Consider the following 18440-nt stretch of genomic DNA (forward strand, 5'->3'; position numbering starts at 1 on the left):
CTTTAAGCTCGTGTGATCGCGTAAATACTGTTGCACCAGCAGCAGCTTAAAATCCTCGTTGTATTGCTTACTCATAAAAACACCCCGAAGGTTGGATTGAGCGTCCAACTTTCGGGGTGCAGTTCAGTTAACGGGTGGCGCTTCTATTGAGTTTAACGATAGCGAATGCTTGTGGCGGGCTATCTACTTCACTGTTTGTGGATCAACTCTTTATTTACTCGACGACGCTGGTTTCAATTTCCAACCCACCGGTCAAGGTTAAGCGCAGTTTTGAACCACGCACCAGTTCCCCCACACCTGAAGGCGTACCGGTTAAAATCACGTCGCCCGGTTCCAAGGTAAAGTGGCGGCTCATTTCTGCCACTAAGGTGGGTACCGCAAAGATCATATCAGCGCCCTCGCCGTGCTGACGCTCTTCTCCATCAATCTCAAGGGTGAAAGCCAGCGCGTTCCAGTTAGGAACACGACTCAGTGGTAGAAATGACGAGAGCGGGCAAGCGCCATCAAAGGCTTTGGCAATCTCCCACGGGTGCCCCTTCTCCTTTAGCTTTGTTTGTACATCACGTAGGGTTAAATCCATTGCCAGCCCGATACCGACAATCGCGCGCTCGGCTTCATCCAGGGTGGCATGAGTTAAGGTTTCACCCACCAGCAGAGCTAGCTCTACTTCGTAATGCACATCGCCACGGGAAAACGGGGGATCCAACGGCTTGGTTAGATCCACAACGCTTGTCGCTGGTTTGATGAATAGCAGCGGTTCAGTAGGAACCGGATTATCCAGTTCTTTCGCATGATCAGCATAATTACGGCCGATGCAGACAACCTTGCCCAGCGTGTGGGGAAACTCCTGGCCATCAGTAAACTGTAGAACAAAACGCATGGCGGGTATTCTCCTTCTCATTATGCGTGCCGCATTCGCAACGACAGGCGCAACAGTTTACCCCACCTAGACGAAGGTTCCACACCCTTCGGCCATGAATTTGTTTCCCTACTTCGGGTTAGCGATATTGTTGCGTCGGTTGATCAGGACTATGAGCCAAGAAGTCTGGGCGTTGTTGAGCCGCCGCATAAGGCGCTTGGCAACGATTATCGTGACGGTTAAATACAAAGAACACGTTGCTTCGCGGGTCGGGTGACAGGTTAGCGTTCGAGGCATGCAGGGTATTGCAATCGAACAGTAACAAGCCGCCTGCCTTACCTTTGGGTGCTTCAATACCGTGTTCGGCCACTAGCTCGGCCAGCGCCTCTGGGCTGGGCACGCCCACTTCCTGCGCCTTCAGCGAACTTTTGTGGTTATCCTCCGGCGTTTCACCCAGGCAGGGCACAAACTTTTTGTGCGAGCCGGGGATCAACATTAACGGGCCGTTGAACTCGTGGTTATCGGTTAAGATCAGCGATGCGCTAACTGCGTGCATTGCGGGCATGCCATCTTCGGCGTGCCACGTTTCAAAATCGGAGTGCCAATTAAAGCCCTTACCGGCAAACCCAGGCTTGTAGTTAATCCGCGATTGATGCACATAAGGATCGCCGCCAATAATTTGACGAGCAGCGCCCGCGACACGCTCATCGCTGGCCAGCTTGCCCAAGCGCTCGGAGAGAAAGTGCACTGCAAAGAGCGAACGGATTTCCTGGCTCTCTGGCTCAGTGACGCTGAAATCTTGATTGAGGTACTCCTCGTTGCTCATCAGCGCCTTCATTTCCTGACGCAGCTCATCAAGCTCTTCGCCTGCAATGAGGTTAGGAATAAACAGAAACCCCTTACGCTCAAATTCATCAAGCTGCGCTTGGCTTAACGGGCCGGAAAGCTCGCGCCCCTTGACCACCGCATCTTGGCGCGGGAGCCAAGTTTGTGCAGGGGGTGTGGCTAAGCGCGACGGGTAAACATCCTGTACCTGTGCACGCGTAGCCTGTGTGCCGTGAACATTCGGCGCATCGGCCATTTCGCTATACTGCTTATGGGCGGTTACGGTATGTAGTGGTGTACTTTTGACTGTCATCTAATCCACTCCTTGTATGATTAGGTTTCAGATCGAAGGTATTGCAAATATTTATGACAATGAACGGTTAAACCATTGTGCAGGGAGTAGCCTAGTCGACTAGAATTTCTCCGCAAGGCATGATTTCCGGTTTGATAACGTAGGTTACGTGAAAAAAATTGAAGAGTGGCTTTTCTGGCAATTAGTTACCTAAAAAGCAAACTCGACTCCACAACATTTGCGGCTAAGGGCTATAACGTTTTCATTTAACTGAATAAGGAATCAGACTTTGAAAAAGCGACTAACCCTTTATGGATTTATCGGTGCCTTATTAATAACTGCCGGGTGCTCTTCAGCAGCCATGGATAGCCACGAGACAGCCCATCGCCCTGATGAAACCTTGATTAACACCTACTGGAGGTTGGTGAGGCTTGATGGCTCTCCAGTCGCCACGCATGAAAATTTTCGTGAGGCCCACATGGTACTTCACCAAGAGGCCTCGCGCTTAGCGGGCAATAGCGGCTGTAATAAACTGATGGGCAGCTATCGTGTGGTAAGCGAGCGCATCACCTTCAGCCAAGTCGCCACCACCAAAATGGCCTGCCCAGCACCCCAAATGAAAACTGAGCAAGCGTTTCTTGCAGCGCTCAAGCAGGTAACAGCATGGAGCGTGAACGGCGCGACGCTCGTACTGACAGGCGATAATAATAAAACACTGGCCGCCTTTGAAGCAGTGCATCTTTATTAAATAAATGAACAGCAATCTCAAATGGCTTTATTGTTCAAGTTATAAAACAGCACTGCTGTTAAGACGCATACTTTGACGAAAACAACCCGGAGTACAACGCGCTATCCACATACCAATCAAAACAAAGGGCGTGAATAACCAATGTTCCAGTATGAATATGACATATGCAAAAAAGCCGCCCTTTCGGACGGCTTCATCTAATTCTCTAACGTTTAACTTTTAACCACTTTTAGTGGTGCCGACACCAGGAGTCGAACCCGGGACCTACTGATTACAAGTCAGTTGCTCTACCAACTGAGCTATGTCGGCGCTTCACGTTTCCTTGAGAAAATGACTGCTTCGCTGTTAGGCTCTGCAATCAACAAGAAATTTTGTTGGCAATGGCTGGGGTACCAGGATTCGAACCTGGGAATGCCGCTACCAAAAAGCGGTGCCTTACCACTTGGCGATACCCCAACGTTTGGTGGCCAGAGACGGAATCGAACCGCCGACACGGGGATTTTCAATCCCCTGCTCTACCAACTGAGCTATCTGGCCGCTGCCAACGGTGCGTATTAAACTAAAATCGCCGCTTTTCGTCAACACCTTTGTGAAACTTTCTTGCGATACCGGTGCTTAGGGGTGTTTTGTCCTAAACATGGATTAGTTTATGCCTGAGTGGGCGGTACATACCCTTCGGCTTGGTCGGTCTCCTGGTTATCTAGGAAGCGCTGCATCTGATCCATTAAATACGCGCGAGATTCCGGATCGAGCATATTCAGGTGTTTCTCATTAATTAGGCGGGTTTGCAGCGACTGCCAAGCTTCCCAAGCAGGTTTAGAGACCGTTGCCTGAATTTCTTGACCCTGTTTACCCGGCAAAGGCGGAAATGGCAGTGCTTCTAGCTCTTTTTGGTACTTGCGGCAAAAAACGGTATTGCTCATAACGTGCTCCTGGTTCTGCAATTTGATTCCGTGACCTCATCCAACCAGCTTACAACGCTTACGCGTGGCCCGGTGTTGGATTGAGGCTAAAGGGTGTTAGCTGGCTGAGCAGCGCTTTAACCGGGGCAGCGAGGCCCAGCGCGGGCGGATGGTCAATGTCGTACCATACGCCGCTTTCACGAACGCCCCCCAGCCTATCGCAGGTCACCGGTTGCGGGGTAATCTCTAAGCGAAAATGGCTGAAGGTGTGGTAAAAGCTCGGCGATGTAGGCTCGCACTCAGGATTAACCACATGAGCTTCCAACCAGTCGTTGAGTTCGCTGTGTTTGTCAAACTGCGGCAGGCTCCATAGTCCGCCCCAAAGGCCACTGGGCGGGCGCCTTTCTAACCACACCCGCCCTTCTGAATCACGCAGCATCAACATAATCGTCTGCCGTGTTGGCAGCGTTTTTTTCGGTTTGGATTCCGGGTAGCGCTTTGTCTCGCCTTGCGCGTAGGCCAAACAGACATCGTTAAACGGGCAGCTAAGGCAGTCAGGCTGGCTGCGTTTACATAGTGTGGCGCCAAAATCCATCATCGCCTGGGTGTAATCAGCCAGTCGCTCAGTTGGCGTGTAGTACTCGGCGAGCGCCCAAAGCTTTCGCTCCACGGCTGGCTTGCCCGGCCAGCCGGGTAGCGCATGCAGTCGAGTGAGCGAGCGCTTTACATTGCCATCTAGAATCGCGGCCCGCAGCCCTGTGCTTTGCGCAATGATAGCGCCAGCGGTGGAGCGGCCAACGCCGGGGAGCGCCATTAACGACTCGACTCTGTCCACCGGTAGCTCTCCACCGTGCTCGGCTAGCGCGACCTGGGCGGCTTTATGCAAATTGCGCGCGCGGGCGTAGTAGCCAAGGCCGGTCCATAAGTGCAGCACTTCATCTTGGCGTGCAGTGGCGAGGCTTTTCAGGGTGGGAAAGCGCGCCATGAAGCGCTCAAAATAGCCAATCACGGTGGCGACCTGGGTTTGTTGCAGCATGATTTCTGAGACCCAAACGCGATAGGCGCTACGCGGCGACTGCCACGGCAGGTCGTGGCGGCCATAACGGTCAAACCAAGCCAACAGGCGGCGTTGAAATTCATCTGCCGCCAGCCGCGGCGTGGGCATATCGGCCATGCACGCTCCTTAAACAGAAAAGGGTACAAAATACGAATAAAAAAAGCGCCGGCGTTTTAGGCCAGCGCAGTCATTATCGCATGGGATCAGGTCTTGCGTGGATGCTCAGTTAAACAGGCTCAGTTAAACAGGATCAGTTAAACAGGCTCAGTTAAACAGGCTCAGTTAAACAAACTACGCAGGCCGTCGCGAAGTTCCTTACTGGCGCCTTCGCCGAGCTTTTCATCTAATTTTTCCATTGTCTCGCCTAAACGCTCTTCCAGCTCTTCATCAGCACGATTCCCGGCTTCGCTGCGTAGCAGGTCGACCATTGCCGTTTGGAACGCTTGACTGTCAAAGCGGCACCACTCTGTCTTTTCGTCGCCCAGGTGGCCTTCACAGCGCACCGGTAGCGGCAGTTGCTCCAAGCGCGGATTAACTTCGCAGGCTGCATCTGCGGTATCGACCAAACGGGCATTGGCGCGGGTATCGAAGTTCAAACTAGTAAGATTTAGCTCACCTTCACCCTGTACATCGATACCCGGCAAGGTGATCAGTAGGTCGTCACTTTCCACTAAACCGTTGCTAATTTGGAAGGTAGCGTCAAAACGCTCAAAGCGAGTATCGGTATGCCAATCGCGCAGGGTGCCTTCACCCTCCAACTGCGCTGCCAACTCGCACATTTGCTGAGAAATATTGGTATTTAAAATCGCGCCGTCGTTGAGACGAGCCGTTAGCTCACCATTAAGATTGCTGATGAGTGATTCACGGGTGTTTCCAAGGCTAGTCAGGTCGCCTGAGAGATTAAAGCGCCCACGCAGCGGTGATGCCTTCTCCACTTCACTGATCGCTTCAATCAACGGCGCTATCTGCACATTGCCAATGGTCGGCGAGAGCGTCCATGCAAGTACCGAATCAGTGGCATCGATTTGGCCAGTGGCGTTGAGCTCTCCTTCGTAGAAGCCAGATTCAAATGCTGTTAGTCGATGAATGCCGTCTTCGCCGCGCAGTTGCAAGCTTGGGTTATTGAACGTTAATCCATCAAGGACGAGTGTATCGACGCGTAAATCCCCCTCTAAGGCTAGATCGCGGAGAAAGGATTGCGGCAGTAGCGTTTGGGTATCCTGCGCAAAGGCCCTGCGCAGCAAGCCGCGGCTTGCCTGCTCGGCGGTGGCGGCGCCAGGTAAGTAGCGATCGAGGGTTAACTGGTCGCCTTCTAAATCAAACGCGAGCCGGGAGCCATCTAGCGCTGCCGCGAGTTCACCGGTAAAAGTACTGTCGTCCACCACCAGCGAGAGGCTGGGCAGGGAGAGCTGCTCGGCGTCACCTTCTAACGGGCTGGTCATGGCGACATCACTCAGCGCGGCATCGCCCGCTGTGGTTAAAGTAATGCCCGCTCGCGCAAGCCAGGGGCGCAGCGTGAAGGGAGCAGCCGTTATCTGACCACGGTAGCGTGGGGCGTCGAGCAATTGCTCTACATTAAGATGCCCGCTCATACGCAGATTGTCTGGCCCTGTTAGCTGCAAATCTTTAAGCTGAGCGGTTTGCGCCTGCCAATCGCTCTCTAAGCCAAAGGCGAGCGCCAGCGCTAAACTGCCCTGCCAGTTATCCGCATTGCGCAGACCTGTTTCCAGCAGTCCTTCTTTAATGGAGAGTTGCTGTTCGCCCATTCGGGCCACTAGCTCGGCGGCTTTCAAGCTAAGCTGCTGGGGTTCACCTTCTGCACCGCTATGAGTGCGAGTGGTGAGCGCCATATTTTCAAGCACGAAAAGCTCATCCACCAAGCCAAGCCGCACGCGCGTTTCCAGATTGATCTCACTGGTCAGATCCGGTGTACGTTCAAGCGCCTCAGCGTCAAGGCGATTATGCTTGGTCAGGGTGAACATGGCTTTAAGCGGGAAGGCACGCACCGGGTTAACATTGCTACCCGAAATATTCAGGGGCTGCATGCGCCACAGTGCTTGAGTTTGCGCATCGCGGAAGCGGATATCGGCATTTTTAACTTCCACACTAGCGATGCTCAAGACGACCTCCAGGCTCCCGGCATCGGCATTGGGGCCAGCGCTGGCAGGCGCCAGTACTGTTTCAGCTGCGCCTTCGTTATGCTCGGAAAGGCGCTCTAGCAGTGGCTCCCAGTTACCTTCACCGTTGGCGTCACGCTCCAGGTTCAGGCGCATACCGTCCAGCGTGAGGCCATCAACGGCAATTTCTCCGCGTAGTAACGGGCCGAAGGCAACGCTCACTTCGGCGCGGTCAATGGCTGCAAAAGCAGCGCTTTCTTCTGCTTGCTCGGGAAGCCAGGCACGGGCTTTCTCGACGCTGACCCCGATACGTGGGTAAAACGACCAAGTAATCGGGCCTTCCAGCGCTAAGTTGAGCCCGGTTTGCTCCTCCACAACAGCGGTTAAGCGGGGTTTGAAGTCTTCTGGATCCAGAAAGGTGGTCACATAGACCACGGCAGCGACCGCAACGATGGCTAGAATGCCGATCGCTGCCAACAAAATACGCAATAACTGTTTCATTACCCTTTCCCTTGTGGGTCTAGCTCAACAAAATCGCTGGTGGCGGGCTGGCCCGCTGCCGGAGCTTCTGGATTGACCATTGGCCGATAGCCTAACTTGGAGAGCAGCACGCGGTCAGCCAATGGCAAAGAAGACGTTTCGATCCGCAACACGCGACCTTCCTGTTTGGCTTGCTCGCCGAGCAGCGCCATTAAGCGCGAACCAACACCGCGACGTCGGGTCGTTTTGCGCACGCAGAGTTCAGACAACCACCACGCCCGGTCGTCCCCTTCCTGCACGGCCACGGCTCCCAGCAGCCGATCATTAAAATGGGCGCAGGCAAAAAAGTGCTGACCAGCAAAATGCTGCTCAATAAACGGTTCAACCGTTGGGGTAGGCATACGCTCTTGGGGCGCATCCTGGTAGATGCGCACCAGATCAAGGCGCACCTGCTCATCGGCTTCCCAGCGGGCCTGGTCGACGTAGTGCAGTGTCACCGGCATGGTGAAATCCTCTTCGCCAAAGCAGCCTAGCTGCTATTTCTGCCGCAATTGATTGCGGCTACATTTCGCGCATTGTAGCGGATGAAGGCGCCGATTCACTATAATGGTCGCTTCGCCATAGGCTGATCAAATAATGGTAAGTTGATGCAGAGCCATCGACCGTCCCTCAGAGTGCGCCTTAGCGCAGGAGATGCAACATGTCAGCGCGTATTGCCACGGTTAGCCGTGACACCAACGAAACGCAGATCAAGGTCAGCGTCAATCTCGACGGCGAAGGCCGTCTCAATTGCCAAACCGGCGTTCCGTTTCTGGATCATATGCTTGATCAAGTTGCCCGCCACGGGATGATCGATCTCGACATCAACGCCACTGGCGACCTGCATATTGACGACCACCATACCGTAGAAGACCTGGGTATTACGCTAGGTCAGGCGTTTTTTGCAGCGATTGGCGATAAACGCGGCATTTATCGCTATGGGCATGCCTATGTGCCCCTTGATGAAGCGCTCTCGCGCGTGGTGATCGACTTTTCCGGTCGGGCAGGACTGCACATGAACGTAGAGTTTACTCGCGATACCATCGGCAGTATGGATACTCAGCTGTTCTGGGAGTTTTTCCAAGGCTTCGTCAACCATGCCCACGTCACGCTGCATATCGACAATATAAAAGGTTTTAATGCTCACCATCAGGCGGAAACGATTTTTAAGGCCTTTGGTCGGGCGCTACGCATGGCCGTGGCAGAAGACCCTCGCATGGCAGGCAAAATGCCCTCCACCAAAGGGAGTTTGTGATGCTGCGCCGTATCTTGCGTGATGCCACGGGCTGTGCCGTTAGCCCTACTTTGTCTACTTCTCCAAGGAGCGCTTCATGACCATTGCTGTAATCGACTATGGAATGGGTAATTTGCATTCCGTGGCCAAAGCGCTGGAGCATGTGACCCATGAGAATGTCGTTATTACTCGCGACCCGCGTCGCATTCTTGGCGCAACGCGCTTGGTTCTGCCCGGTCAAGGTGCTATTCGCGACTGCGTTGGCGAACTTGAACGCACCGAATTACGCGGGCTGGTGGACGATATTTTAACCCGCCAAGCCAAACCGCTGCTGGGTATCTGCGTGGGTCAGCAGATGCTGCTGGAGCGTAGCGAAGAGAATGGCGGTGTTGAGTGCCTGGGCTTCTTTAAAGGCAGCGTGGACCGCTTTCCGGGCGATATGCGCGACGCACACGAGCAGCGCTTGAAAGTACCCCATATGGGCTGGAACGTGGTCGAGCAGCATCATGAACACCCTATGTGGGCCGGTATAGATAACCGCGAGCACTTCTACTTTGTGCACAGCTACTACGTGAATGCCGCGGAAGATGCCCAGGTGTTTGGCACGACCCAATACGGCAAGGTAAGCGCTCACGTGGCCATTGGCCGGGACGCGACCTTCGCGGTGCAGTTCCACCCGGAAAAAAGCTCCAGTGCGGGCCTTCGCCTGCTTGAAAATTTTGTCACCTGGACGCCCTGAGAGGATTGTTTATGTTGGTAATTCCCGCTATTGATCTCAAAGACGGCCAGTGTGTCCGGTTAAAGCAGGGCCGCATGGATGACGCAACCTCTTACGGCGATGATCCGGTGGCCATGGCGGCGCGCTGGGTCGAAGCTGGCGCCCGCCGCCTTCACTTAGTCGATTTGAACGGCGCCTTTGAAGGCAAACCGGTGAATGGCGACGCTGTCACGGCCATTGCTCGCGCCTACCCCAACCTACCAATCCAAATTGGTGGCGGCATCCGCAGTGCGGAAACCATTGAGCACTACTTAAGTGCTGGTGTCTCCTACGTGATCATCGGCACCAAAGCGGTAAAAGAGCCTGCGTTTGTGGGTGAGATGTGCCGCGCCTTCCCCGGCCATGTGATTGTCGGGCTGGATGCCAAAGATGGCTATGTCGCCACCGACGGCTGGGCCGAGGTCTCTACGGTCAAGGCCACCGAGCTGGCCAAACGATTCGCCAACGATGGCGTATCCAGCATCGTCTACACCGACATTGCCCGCGATGGCATGATGCAGGGCGTCAACGTAGAAGCCACCGCGCAGCTGGCCCGTGAAGGCGGTTTGCCCGTCATCGCTTCGGGTGGTGTGACCAACCTGGACGACATAACAGCACTCTGCAACGTCGCTGATAGCGGCATTTTGGGCGCGATCACTGGCCGGGCGATTTATGAAGGCAGCCTGGATGTTGCCGAAGCCCAGCGATTGAGCGACCAACTGACGGGAGGCGGCTCATGAGCCTTACCAAACGCATTATCCCCTGCCTGGACGTAGACGCCGGACGTGTGGTCAAAGGCGTCAATTTTGTCGGCATTCGCGATGCCGGCGACCCGGTAGAGATTGCCCAACGCTACAACCAGCAGGGCGCCGACGAGATTACCTTTCTCGATATTACCGCCAGCCACGAAGACCGCGACACCACGGTGGAGATGGTCGAACGCATTGCTGGCGAAGTGTTTATCCCGCTGACCGTCGGTGGCGGCATTCGCAGCTGTGCTGATATACGCACCATGCTGAACGCTGGGGCAGACAAAGTCTCGATCAACACTGCGGCAGTAACCAACCCTGAATTTGTACGCGAAGCCGCCGGTCGATTTGGCAGTCAGTGCATTGTGGTAGCGATTGACGCCAAACGGGTTTCTGAGAAAGGCGAAACGCCCCGCTGGGAGATATTCACCCACGGCGGCCGCCGCCCAACGGGCTTAGACGCCGTTGAGTGGGCGAAGAAGATGGTGGAGTTCGGCGCAGGAGAACTACTGCTCACCAGCATGGATCGCGATGGCACCAAGGTGGGTTTCGACCTAGGCGTGACCCAGGCGATTTCCGAAGCGGTGAGCGTGCCAGTGATTGCCTCGGGCGGTGTTGGCAATCTGGACCACTTCGTGGATGGAGTGCTCAAAGGTGGCGCCGACGCGGTGCTGGCCGCGAGTATCTTCCACTTTGGCGAGTACACCATTCCTGAAGCTAAGCGCTATATGGCCGAACGCGGCATCGAAATGCGGCTTTAAAATGCCCTTCATTAACCAGGATCTTCGAATGTATCGCTTACATCCATGGATGGGATGGCTAGCAGGCCTGCTGTTTAGTATGCCTGCTACCGCATTCTCGCTACCTGATTGGACACCGGCATTTGAGTGGGATCATACCCTGGTGCAAACCAGCCTTTATACCCGCCACTTTAGCCCCGATCCAGACCATACCAATCAGCAAGACCTGATTAGCATTGAACTACATAATCCGAATCTCTGGTTAGCGGGCGCGGCTTGGTTCAAAAACTCCTTTGATCAGCCCACCTGGTATTTCTATGCAGGTCGGGAATTCCCCCTTTGGCAAACCGATCAGAGTTTAAACGTACGCGCCAAACTCACCGGTGGGCTCCTGCGTGGATATAAAGGCGAGTATCGCGACAAAATTCCGCTCAATCACTTGGAAATCGCGCCGGCAGCACTCCCCAGTATCGGTGTGCAGTGGGGCCGATTTGAATCTGACCTGATTGTATTTGGCGCTGCTGGCATGATGATAACTGCGGGGGTGCGTTTTTAGCCGCTACTCCTCAACTTCGTCCAGCGACAAACCCAGGTTACTAACCCCCTCATTGCGGCCTAATTCGCGCACTTCTTTTAGCCCCGCTTTATCCAACGGTTCGCTGACGGTGTCGAGTACCGCGTCTTGAAAGTCGTTTTCATCGGCCATCAGCGGATGGTCGCGAATAATCAGTGCCAACGCTTGCGCGTCAACTTCACCTTCGGTGAGCTCTATAAAGGCGCGCACGCCCGCACGCGATGTGCGGCTAACATCCAGCACGGCTTCTGGGGAGTCGCCCTGTAGGGTGTCCAACAGCGCCGAGACCGACACTACGGCATCCAGGGCACGGCGGGCACCAAAGCTGTCATCCTCTTCTGGTGGCTCACATTCGGCTAGCTTTTCTGCCTGGCGGGCAAAATCGATACTGGCATTAGGCACATTAAGCCGTTCCCAGACCAAACTCAGCACGGTACGCAGCGTATGGCTATCGCCGTGACCGGCAGTTTGCTCATAGAGCACATAGTTAGGCAACAAGCGCTCACACAGCGCCGCCATAAAAGCTTGCTGGGCGAGGAGTGGGAGTTCTTGCAACCGTTGGTAAAAGCCCTGGGGTTTAGACACCATACTGATTTCCTGGATCGCTTGACGTGGGATATTGGTGAAAAGTGGCGGGTACGTTATCGTCTCTATACGCTTGGGGTGATCCCCTAGCGCCTTAATGATTGTACGGCCGGCGAGGAGATTACCATGCATATTCATCTGCTACAGCACGGCCCTGACCATGGTCCCGCCCGTTTAACCGACTGGCTAACCAGTATGGGCCATAGTTACACCGTTTTTCATCTCTACGCAGGCGAGCTGACACCCCGCCCCAGCGAATCTGATGCGCTGGTTGTCCTTGATGGCCCAGAGGCGCTACTCAGCCAACCACCGGCGTGGTTTAAGGCTGAAGACAAACTGATCAACCGTTATTTGGACGGCCAAAAACCGCTGCTGGGTATTGGCCTAGGCGCACACTGGATAGCCCAGGCGCTGGGCTCGGTGGTTGCGCCGGGTACTTATACTGAAACAGGCTGGCATACGGTCACCCTAGCGCCGGAAAGCTCACTGGATTTACCCGAAACCTTCAGCGCTTTTATGTGGCACCGCTATGTCTTCAGCCTCCCCGACGATGCATTCCCTCTCGGCGGCAGCGAAGCAGCGCCGCTGCAAGGGTTTGTCTGGGACAGGGGGCGCGTCATCGGCCTGCTGTGCCATCTGGAAGCCACCGCGGCTAGCGTAAAACAGCTGCTGGGCAGTGCCGAGTGGCCCAGTGCGTCGCCTGCCACCGCCCGCTATGTTCAGGATGATACGCAGATCCTTGAGACCCCCAACCGCTTTATCAATTTAGCGCCACTACTGGATCGCGTCATGACCCAGTGGCTTAAAGCGGCGTAACCGCAGCAAGAAATATGGCCGTCAGCGGTACCACTGCCTGGCGGCTGCTAAGCAACTATCCCAATCACCCACATGAATTTCCTGCGGAGCGGCGTCGCGCTGCTTCTCTAAGTGGTAGCGGTAAAGGGGGTCATAATACTCGGTAAGCAGCGGCGCAAGCCAAGCTTCATGAGCTTGGGGGTTACCTTGGGCATGCTCCTTGAAGGCCAACGCCTGCAGCCGCTGTAAGCGCTGCAGACGCGCATTACCCAAGCGTTTTCCTAAACGAATAAGCGCGTTGCTTAGCTGTGCCTGCATTAATTGCCAGCCTTGATAGTCGCCATGGCGAGCGACGTAGGCCTGCTCCAGATCGATAATATAGTCCTGCTGAATCTGAGCGAGGCGCCAGTCCAATGGCATTTCAATACGCACTCGCGGCGCTTGCTGCATCGCTCGCCAGAAATTCAGCGGAATATTGGCGCTGCCAATCTGACGGGACTCATCTTCGATGACCAGCCCTGCCGTCAGCCCAATTAACCGCTTGGCCAGCGCATGCTCAAAGTTAATTTGCGTAGCTGGCTCTTCGGGTCTGCGTCCGAAAGCGGAGCCTTTATGGTGCGCGTAAGCCTCTAGATCGACACCGTAATCGAGCTGATTAATCAACGTCGTTTTCGCACACCCGGTCAGCCCAGCGACAACCAACATCGGCTGAAGCGCGGCCGTGTCGATACGTTCGCAGAGCGCTTGGCGCATGGCTTTCCAACCACCCTCCAGGCGCGGCCTTGAGATACCGGCCTCTTCCAGCCACTGCTGAGCGATTTGTGAACGGAGTCCGCCACGAAAACAGTAAATCAGCGCGTCGGGATAATCGGCCAAATACGCCCGCCACGCTGCAATCCGCGCCTGCTTGACCTCGCCGCTGACCAAGCGTTCGCCTAGCTCAATCGCCGCGGCTTGTCCGTGCTTTTTATAGGCAATACCCACCTGATGACGCTCATCATCGACCATTAAGGGCAGGTTGACTGCGCTAGGCAGCGCGCCTTGAGCAAACTCCACCGGAGCACGCACATCAATTAGCGGTCGCTCTTCTCTGATTAAACTTAGTACTGCTGGCGTAGTAGCTGGCATCGCGGCTAGCGTCACCCGACCACCTCAATGGAGGCGTTACCTTTACGCGCTTTCATTACCCCAAATGAGTGTAATGACAGACCAAATTCGCGGCCGATACTCTCAACGTCATCTTCCCAGGCGGGGTCAACGCTTAGCAACAAACCGCCGGAGGTTTGCGGATCGCACAGCCACTGCCAGTGAACGTCATCCATTGCGGGAAGGCTTTTCCCCAGGGCGTCACGATTGCGCAGCGTACCGCCAGGCACAGCGCCCCGGCGACGATACGACTCCGCCTCAGCGAGACGTGGCAGCTTACGGAAATCAATTTGTGCCATCACACTGCTGGCTTGGCACATTTCCGCAAGATGGCCTGCCAAACCAAAACCGGTGACATCGGTCATAGCATTCACCCCTTTCACATCGGCAAGCTTCACGCCAATGCTATTGGGCTTGAGCATGATTTCCCGGGCAAGCCCGTGGTGACCCATTTCCAGCAAACCGCGTTTCTCTGCCGTAGTCAGCATACCGACGCCTAACGGTTTGGTTAAAAACAGTAGGTCACCGGGCTTGGCGGTGCTGTTTAGCTTGAGCTTGTCCAGGTCGATCAAGCCGTTCACAGCGAGCCCGAAAATTGGCTCAGGCGCATCGATGGAGTGACCGCCCGCCAGGGCAACGCCTAATTCGCGACACACCGCCTGGGCGCCGGCCATGACATCGCCCGCCACTTCAGCGCTAAGCTTATCCAGCGGCCAGCCAAGAATGCCTAACGCCATCACTGGCGTGCCGCCCATGGCGTAAACATCGCTGATGGCATTAGTTGCCGCGATACGCCCAAAATCGAAGGGGTCATCGACAATGGGCATAAAGAAGTCTGTGGTGGCTATCATGCCGCGACCATCGCCCAGATCGTAGACGGCCGCATCTTCGCGCCCTTGATTACCGACGATAAGCCGCTTATGGCCCGCCACCGGCCCCGCCTTGGCAAGAATGCCATCCAGCACATCCGGGGCGATTTTGCAGCCACAGCCCGCTCCGTGGCTATATTGGGTCAAGCGAATCGAACTCATCGTGTCTCTCCTTGGCACTTGGGGAATATCATCAGTTTAGCCCAGCATGATGCATACTACAGGGCATCCAGTGCATCGCTGAGCTTATCCACGGCGATTACCTCCATGCCTTTGGGCGCTTGTTTGGGGGCGTTAGCGCGCGGCACAATGGCACGCAGAAAGCCGTGCTTGGCCGCTTCGGCAATGCGCTCCTGCCCGCTGGGCACCGGGCGTATTTCGCCGGAAAGCCCAACCTCGCCAAATACCACTAGCTCTTTGGGCAGTGCCCGGTTTTGCAAACTAGAGACCACGGCTAGAAGCACCGCCAGATCGGCGCTGGTTTCGAGCACTTTGACACCGCCGACGACGTTTAAGAACACATCCTGGTCGCCGGTAAACAGGCCGCCGTGGCGATTAAGCACTGCCAGTAGCATGGCCAGACGATTTTGATCCACACCGACGGCTACCCGGCGAGGATTGCCCAGCGCGGACTCATCCACCAGCGCCTGCACCTCGACCAAAATTGGCCGTGTGCCCTCCCAGACCACCATGACTAAGCTTCCCGGCGCCTGCTGCTCCTGACGGGAAAGAAAGATCGCGCTAGGGTTTTTAACCTCTTTAAGGCCCTGTTCAAGCATGGCAAATACGCCTAGCTCATTGACGGCGCCGAAGCGGTTCTTCTGCCCGCGCAGGGTACGAAAGCGTGAGTCTGCCCCACCCTCCAGTAACAGTGAGGCGTCAATCATATGCTCAAGCACTTTAGGGCCAGCCAGTGAACCGTCTTTGGTAACGTGCCCGACCAGTAATAAGACGGTATTGGTCTTCTTGGCGAAGCGCGTCAGCGCGGCGGCCGACTCGCGCACCTGGGCAACACCACCCGGTGCCGAAGCTATATCTTCCAGGTGCATGGTTTGGATGGAGTCGATCACCAGAATCTCTGGTTTCTCCCGCTCAGCCACCCCCAGGATGGTTTCCACGCTGGTTTCGGCTAGCATTTTCAAGCCATTGGTAGGCAGCTGTAGGCGATGGGCACGCATAGCGACCTGGGAGAGCGATTCCTCTCCGGTGACATAGAGGATACGCCGCTGCTGGGCCAGCTTGCAGGCCGTTTGTAACAGCAAGGTCGATTTACCCGCACCAGGATTACCACCCAACAGCACCGCCGAACCGGGTACCAGCCCACCGCCCAATACACGATCAAACTCGGCGAATGTGGAGCTCATGCGAGGCACTTCGCTGAGATCCACATTACCCAGGTCGATCACTTCCCGCGACAGATCCCCCGCATAGCCTGATCGGCCCGGGGCTGCACCACCGCCGGGGCGAGCGCTCGCTAAATGTACTTCACTCAGCGTATTCCACTCTTGGCAACTGCTGCACTGCCCCTGCCATTTACGATATTCGGCGCCGCACTCGGTGCATACAAAGGCGCTTTTGGCTTTGGCCACTGCCATTACACTCCTAATGTTGCTGGCTTTTATGGCTATCTTCGCTGAGTTGCCACAAGCGCTCAATTTCTTAAACCAGTTTCACTGCTGCCTGCCTTACGCTATTCGCCGCTACAAACACAAAAGGCGGCCAGTGGCCGCCTTTTGTACTACTGGCTAACGCGTTATCGACGCTTTAGCTGCAGCATTTCACCATTTTCAAAGCGGCGACGCTCTGGATCAATCAATTCCAGCGTGCTTTCATCAATACGCATGAAGTAGTAGATTTGACCATCGCCATCTGGCGTCAGCTCGTACACCGTAGCGTCTGGATCGGACGGTGTACCGGTTAGCACTTCCCAGTTACCCGCATAGTTTTCGTCCGGCGGGGTCTGAGGGTGGTTACGGTAGCTGGCATTCAGCGTGAAGGTGCGTTCTTCCGCTGGGCTCATCTCTTCACCCACCATCGTGACATCCAGATCGATACCATCGCAATTACGGCAAGGTAGTGAACCCTGGTAATTTTGCTGTGCACTAGCTGCTTCCTCTTGCGGCTGTTCCATAGGGCCGCTTGCACAGCCAGCCAATAGTGCCAACATAGCCGAACCGGCCAGCAAACTCTTAAGTTGCATAGAGTGTCTCCTTAATCTCGTGTTGGACATCACATTTATTTACGCGCACTTATGACAGCATAACCGCTACAAGGTGCAACGCACACCCCTTGCGTTGCGAATGCTTGCGCTTAGGTAGCCTTCAAGCGACCATAGTGTACCTTGCTAGGATAATCAGGTTACCCACATGAGCCAATACTGGAGTCCGGCCGTTCGCGAACTTACGCCCTACGTGCCAGGCGAACAACCCCGCGAGCAGCTTGTTAAGCTCAATACCAATGAAAATCCTTACCCACCGGCGCCGGGTGTCGGTGAGGCGCTGCGCAATTACGCCACTGATCATCTACGCCTCTACCCCGACCCGACGTCTGCTGCGCTGCGTGAAGCGTTAGCTGAGACGTTTAAGGTAACGAGCGGTCAAGTATTTGTAGGTAACGGTTCCGATGAGGTTCTGGCGCTTGCCTTTCAGGCATTTTTCCGCCATGGCGCGCCACTCGACGTACCCACGATCACCTATAGTTTTTATCCCGTTTACGCCAATCTTTATGGCGTTGAACTGCGTAAACATCCGCTTAACGCACAGTGGGAAATCGATATTGATGCACTGGCGGCAGACACGCTCCGCAGCGGCGTTATCTTTGCCAACCCGAATGCGCCTACCGGCCATGCACACCCACTGGAGGCCATTGAAGCGCTGCTTAAGCGGATCACAGATCGTGTGGTGCTAGTTGATGAAGCGTATGTCGACTTCGGCGCTGAGAGCGCTGTAGCGCTAATTGATCGCTACCCTAACCTGCTAGTCACCGGCACATTTTCCAAATCACGCAGTTTGGCAGGTTTGCGGTTGGGCTATGCTGTGGGCTCACAGGAGTTGATTGATGGTCTGCTGCGGGTAAAAGACTCCTTTAACTCTTATCCAGTCGATAGCTTGGCAAGCCTAGTAGGCATCGCCGCACTGAAAGATGCCGAGCATTTTGAAGCCTGCCGCGAGCATGTGATTACCACCCGTGAGCGCACCCGACAGCGCCTTGAAGCGCTGGGATTTGAGGTATTGCCTTCTAAAGCTAACTTTGTGCTTGCCCAACACCCTGACTACGCAGGCGCGCAGCTATTTGCTGGCCTCCGCGAGCGGGGGATCCTGGTGCGCCATTTTAATACCTCAGACCTTAACAACTTCCTTCGAATCACCATCGGTACCGATGATGAGATGGATAGCCTGATTGAAGCATTAGAGATGCTTCTTCAGTAAAGGGTGAGTGGTGAGTGGTGAGTGGTGAGTGGTGAGTGGTGAGTGGTGAGTGGTGAGTGGTGAGTGGTGAGTGGTGAGTGGTGAGTGGTGAGTGGTGAGTGGTGAGTGGTGAGTGGTGAGTGGTCAGAGTGTGGCTTTTCTACTCACGATTCACCACTTACGATTTACCAGCCTCATTACGCAAAAAAAATCCCCCAAGGCATCAGCCCTGGGGGATTTTTCATAATAAGTGCCTGACGATGAC

At 55.1% G+C, this 18440-nt stretch carries 19 protein-coding genes and 3 tRNA genes; 8 read left to right on the top strand and 14 right to left on the bottom strand.

The window, feature by feature from the left end; all coding sequences use genetic code 11:
* Nucleotides 1–214 precede the first annotated feature (214 nt).
* Together QT230_RS20445 and thpD are read right to left on the bottom strand one after the other, a co-directional pair.
* Nucleotides 215–880, bottom strand: a complete 666-nt coding sequence (locus tag QT230_RS20445) for a fumarylacetoacetate hydrolase family protein (protein ID WP_308324004.1) — start codon at nt 878–880, stop codon at nt 215–217.
* A gap of 118 nt (nt 881–998) precedes the next feature.
* Entirely contained in the window at nt 999–1997 is a 999-nt protein-coding gene (thpD, locus tag QT230_RS20450; RefSeq protein WP_308324005.1) for an ectoine hydroxylase, read from the bottom strand.
* Nucleotides 1998–2265: 268 nt separating this feature from the next.
* Here thpD and QT230_RS20455 point away from each other — a divergent pair, with 268 nt between their 5' ends.
* Complete coding sequence (locus tag QT230_RS20455; protein ID WP_308324006.1) at nt 2266–2724, top strand: META domain-containing protein; 459 nt, start codon at nt 2266–2268, stop codon at nt 2722–2724.
* 233 nt (nt 2725–2957) lie between these two features.
* Here QT230_RS20455 and QT230_RS20460 read toward each other — a convergent pair.
* The 7 genes from QT230_RS20460 to QT230_RS20490 all read right to left on the bottom strand — a co-directional run bounded on the left by QT230_RS20460 (nt 2958) and on the right by QT230_RS20490 (nt 7783).
* Nucleotides 2958–3033, bottom strand: a tRNA-Thr gene (locus QT230_RS20460).
* A gap of 72 nt (nt 3034–3105) precedes the next feature.
* Nucleotides 3106–3180: transfer RNA gene (locus QT230_RS20465), tRNA-Gln, on the bottom strand.
* A gap of 5 nt (nt 3181–3185) precedes the next feature.
* Nucleotides 3186–3261: transfer RNA gene (locus QT230_RS20470), tRNA-Phe, on the bottom strand.
* A 110-nt stretch (nt 3262–3371) separates the two neighbouring features.
* Nucleotides 3372–3647: an oxidative damage protection protein gene (locus tag QT230_RS20475; protein ID WP_308324007.1), complete on the bottom strand. Its 276-nt coding sequence runs from the start codon at nt 3645–3647 to the stop codon at nt 3372–3374.
* A gap of 58 nt (nt 3648–3705) precedes the next feature.
* On the bottom strand, nt 3706–4800 hold the full coding sequence (gene mutY, locus QT230_RS20480) for an A/G-specific adenine glycosylase (RefSeq protein WP_308324008.1): 1095 nt from the start codon (nt 4798–4800) through the stop codon (nt 3706–3708).
* A 161-nt stretch (nt 4801–4961) separates the two neighbouring features.
* Nucleotides 4962–7301 carry an AsmA family protein gene (locus QT230_RS20485; protein WP_308324009.1) on the bottom strand — a complete coding sequence of 780 codons (2340 nt, stop codon included), beginning with the start codon at nt 7299–7301 and terminating at the stop codon, nt 4962–4964.
* The gene (locus QT230_RS20490) at nt 7301–7783 is read right to left on the bottom strand and encodes an acetyl-CoA sensor PanZ family protein (RefSeq protein ID WP_308324010.1); all 483 of its coding nucleotides are present in this window, start codon (nt 7781–7783) and stop codon (nt 7301–7303) included. Before QT230_RS20490 ends, QT230_RS20485 begins: the two co-directional genes overlap by 1 nt.
* A gap of 197 nt (nt 7784–7980) precedes the next feature.
* Here QT230_RS20490 and hisB point away from each other — a divergent pair, with 197 nt between their 5' ends.
* The 5 genes from hisB (at nt 7981) to QT230_RS20515 (ending at nt 11355) form a co-directional block, all read left to right on the top strand.
* The gene (gene hisB / locus QT230_RS20495; protein WP_308324011.1) at nt 7981–8574 is read left to right on the top strand and encodes an imidazoleglycerol-phosphate dehydratase HisB; all 594 of its coding nucleotides are present in this window, start codon (nt 7981–7983) and stop codon (nt 8572–8574) included.
* Nucleotides 8575–8650: 76 nt separating this feature from the next.
* Nucleotides 8651–9292: an imidazole glycerol phosphate synthase subunit HisH gene (gene hisH / locus QT230_RS20500; RefSeq protein WP_308324012.1), complete on the top strand. Its 642-nt coding sequence runs from the start codon at nt 8651–8653 to the stop codon at nt 9290–9292.
* Between the two features lie 11 nt (nt 9293–9303).
* Nucleotides 9304–10050 (top strand): 1-(5-phosphoribosyl)-5-[(5-phosphoribosylamino)methylideneamino]imidazole-4-carboxamide isomerase, encoded by a 747-nt coding sequence (gene hisA / locus QT230_RS20505; RefSeq protein WP_308324013.1) that lies wholly within the window; start codon nt 9304–9306, stop codon nt 10048–10050.
* Nucleotides 10047–10820, top strand: coding sequence for an imidazole glycerol phosphate synthase subunit HisF (gene hisF, locus QT230_RS20510; RefSeq protein ID WP_308324014.1), 774 nt, complete (start codon nt 10047–10049; stop codon nt 10818–10820). Before hisA ends, hisF begins: the two co-directional genes overlap by 4 nt.
* Before the next feature lie 28 nt (nt 10821–10848).
* Nucleotides 10849–11355 carry a hypothetical protein gene (locus QT230_RS20515; protein WP_308324015.1) on the top strand — a complete coding sequence of 169 codons (507 nt, stop codon included), beginning with the start codon at nt 10849–10851 and terminating at the stop codon, nt 11353–11355.
* Nucleotides 11356–11358: 3 nt separating this feature from the next.
* Here QT230_RS20515 and QT230_RS20520 read toward each other — a convergent pair whose 3' ends face one another.
* A complete protein-coding gene (locus QT230_RS20520; protein ID WP_308324016.1) occupies nt 11359–11961 on the bottom strand; it encodes a YjaG family protein in 603 nt (200 codons plus the stop codon).
* A gap of 123 nt (nt 11962–12084) precedes the next feature.
* Between QT230_RS20520 and QT230_RS20525 the strand changes: the two genes are divergently transcribed.
* On the top strand, nt 12085–12774 hold the full coding sequence (locus QT230_RS20525) for a type 1 glutamine amidotransferase (protein ID WP_308324017.1): 690 nt from the start codon (nt 12085–12087) through the stop codon (nt 12772–12774).
* Between the two features lie 21 nt (nt 12775–12795).
* Here QT230_RS20525 and mnmH read toward each other — a convergent pair whose 3' ends face one another.
* The 4 genes from mnmH to QT230_RS20545 form a co-directional block, all read right to left on the bottom strand.
* Nucleotides 12796–13881 (bottom strand): tRNA 2-selenouridine(34) synthase MnmH, encoded by a 1086-nt coding sequence (gene mnmH, locus QT230_RS20530; protein ID WP_374694489.1) that lies wholly within the window; start codon nt 13879–13881, stop codon nt 12796–12798.
* Nucleotides 13882–13892: 11 nt separating this feature from the next.
* Complete coding sequence (gene selD / locus QT230_RS20535) at nt 13893–14930, bottom strand: selenide, water dikinase SelD (protein WP_308324019.1); 1038 nt, start codon at nt 14928–14930, stop codon at nt 13893–13895.
* A 56-nt stretch (nt 14931–14986) separates the two neighbouring features.
* Nucleotides 14987–16357 (bottom strand): DNA repair protein RadA, encoded by a 1371-nt coding sequence (radA, locus tag QT230_RS20540; protein ID WP_308324022.1) that lies wholly within the window; start codon nt 16355–16357, stop codon nt 14987–14989.
* A gap of 164 nt (nt 16358–16521) precedes the next feature.
* Entirely contained in the window at nt 16522–16968 is a 447-nt protein-coding gene (locus QT230_RS20545; RefSeq protein WP_308324020.1) for a copper resistance protein NlpE N-terminal domain-containing protein, read from the bottom strand.
* 166 nt (nt 16969–17134) lie between these two features.
* Here QT230_RS20545 and hisC point away from each other — a divergent pair, with 166 nt between their 5' ends.
* Complete coding sequence (gene hisC, locus QT230_RS20550; RefSeq protein WP_308324021.1) at nt 17135–18196, top strand: histidinol-phosphate transaminase; 1062 nt, start codon at nt 17135–17137, stop codon at nt 18194–18196.
* Nucleotides 18197–18440 lie beyond the last annotated feature (244 nt).

This window comes from Halomonas sp. SpR8 (genome assembly GCF_031010195.1).
GTDB lineage: Bacteria > Pseudomonadota > Gammaproteobacteria > Pseudomonadales > Halomonadaceae > Vreelandella.

Excerpts from the sequence above, each read along its gene's own strand:
- hisC (WP_308324021.1), top strand. The coding sequence starts at position 17,135 with ATGAGCCAATACTGGAGTCCGGCCGTTCGCGAACTTACGCCCTACGTG.
- hisB (WP_308324011.1), top strand. The coding sequence starts at position 7,981 with ATGTCAGCGCGTATTGCCACGGTTAGCCGTGACACCAACGAAACGCAG.
- QT230_RS20485 (WP_308324009.1), bottom strand. The coding sequence starts at position 7,301 with ATGAAACAGTTATTGCGTATTTTGTTGGCAGCGATCGGCATTCTAGCC.
- selD (WP_308324019.1), bottom strand. The coding sequence starts at position 14,930 with ATGAGTTCGATTCGCTTGACCCAATATAGCCACGGAGCGGGCTGTGGC.
- mutY (WP_308324008.1), bottom strand. The coding sequence starts at position 4,800 with ATGGCCGATATGCCCACGCCGCGGCTGGCGGCAGATGAATTTCAACGC.
- QT230_RS20545 (WP_308324020.1), bottom strand. The coding sequence starts at position 16,968 with ATGCAACTTAAGAGTTTGCTGGCCGGTTCGGCTATGTTGGCACTATTG.
- QT230_RS20475 (WP_308324007.1), bottom strand. The coding sequence starts at position 3,647 with ATGAGCAATACCGTTTTTTGCCGCAAGTACCAAAAAGAGCTAGAAGCA.
- QT230_RS20445 (WP_308324004.1), bottom strand. The coding sequence starts at position 880 with ATGCGTTTTGTTCTACAGTTTACTGATGGCCAGGAGTTTCCCCACACG.
- hisH (WP_308324012.1), top strand. The coding sequence starts at position 8,651 with ATGACCATTGCTGTAATCGACTATGGAATGGGTAATTTGCATTCCGTG.
- hisF (WP_308324014.1), top strand. The coding sequence starts at position 10,047 with ATGAGCCTTACCAAACGCATTATCCCCTGCCTGGACGTAGACGCCGGA.
- mnmH (WP_374694489.1), bottom strand. The coding sequence starts at position 13,881 with ATGCCAGCTACTACGCCAGCAGTACTAAGTTTAATCAGAGAAGAGCGA.
- QT230_RS20490 (WP_308324010.1), bottom strand. The coding sequence starts at position 7,783 with ATGCCGGTGACACTGCACTACGTCGACCAGGCCCGCTGGGAAGCCGAT.
- hisA (WP_308324013.1), top strand. The coding sequence starts at position 9,304 with ATGTTGGTAATTCCCGCTATTGATCTCAAAGACGGCCAGTGTGTCCGG.
- QT230_RS20525 (WP_308324017.1), top strand. The coding sequence starts at position 12,085 with ATGCATATTCATCTGCTACAGCACGGCCCTGACCATGGTCCCGCCCGT.
- QT230_RS20520 (WP_308324016.1), bottom strand. The coding sequence starts at position 11,961 with ATGGTGTCTAAACCCCAGGGCTTTTACCAACGGTTGCAAGAACTCCCA.
- QT230_RS20515 (WP_308324015.1), top strand. The coding sequence starts at position 10,849 with ATGTATCGCTTACATCCATGGATGGGATGGCTAGCAGGCCTGCTGTTT.
- thpD (WP_308324005.1), bottom strand. The coding sequence starts at position 1,997 with ATGACAGTCAAAAGTACACCACTACATACCGTAACCGCCCATAAGCAG.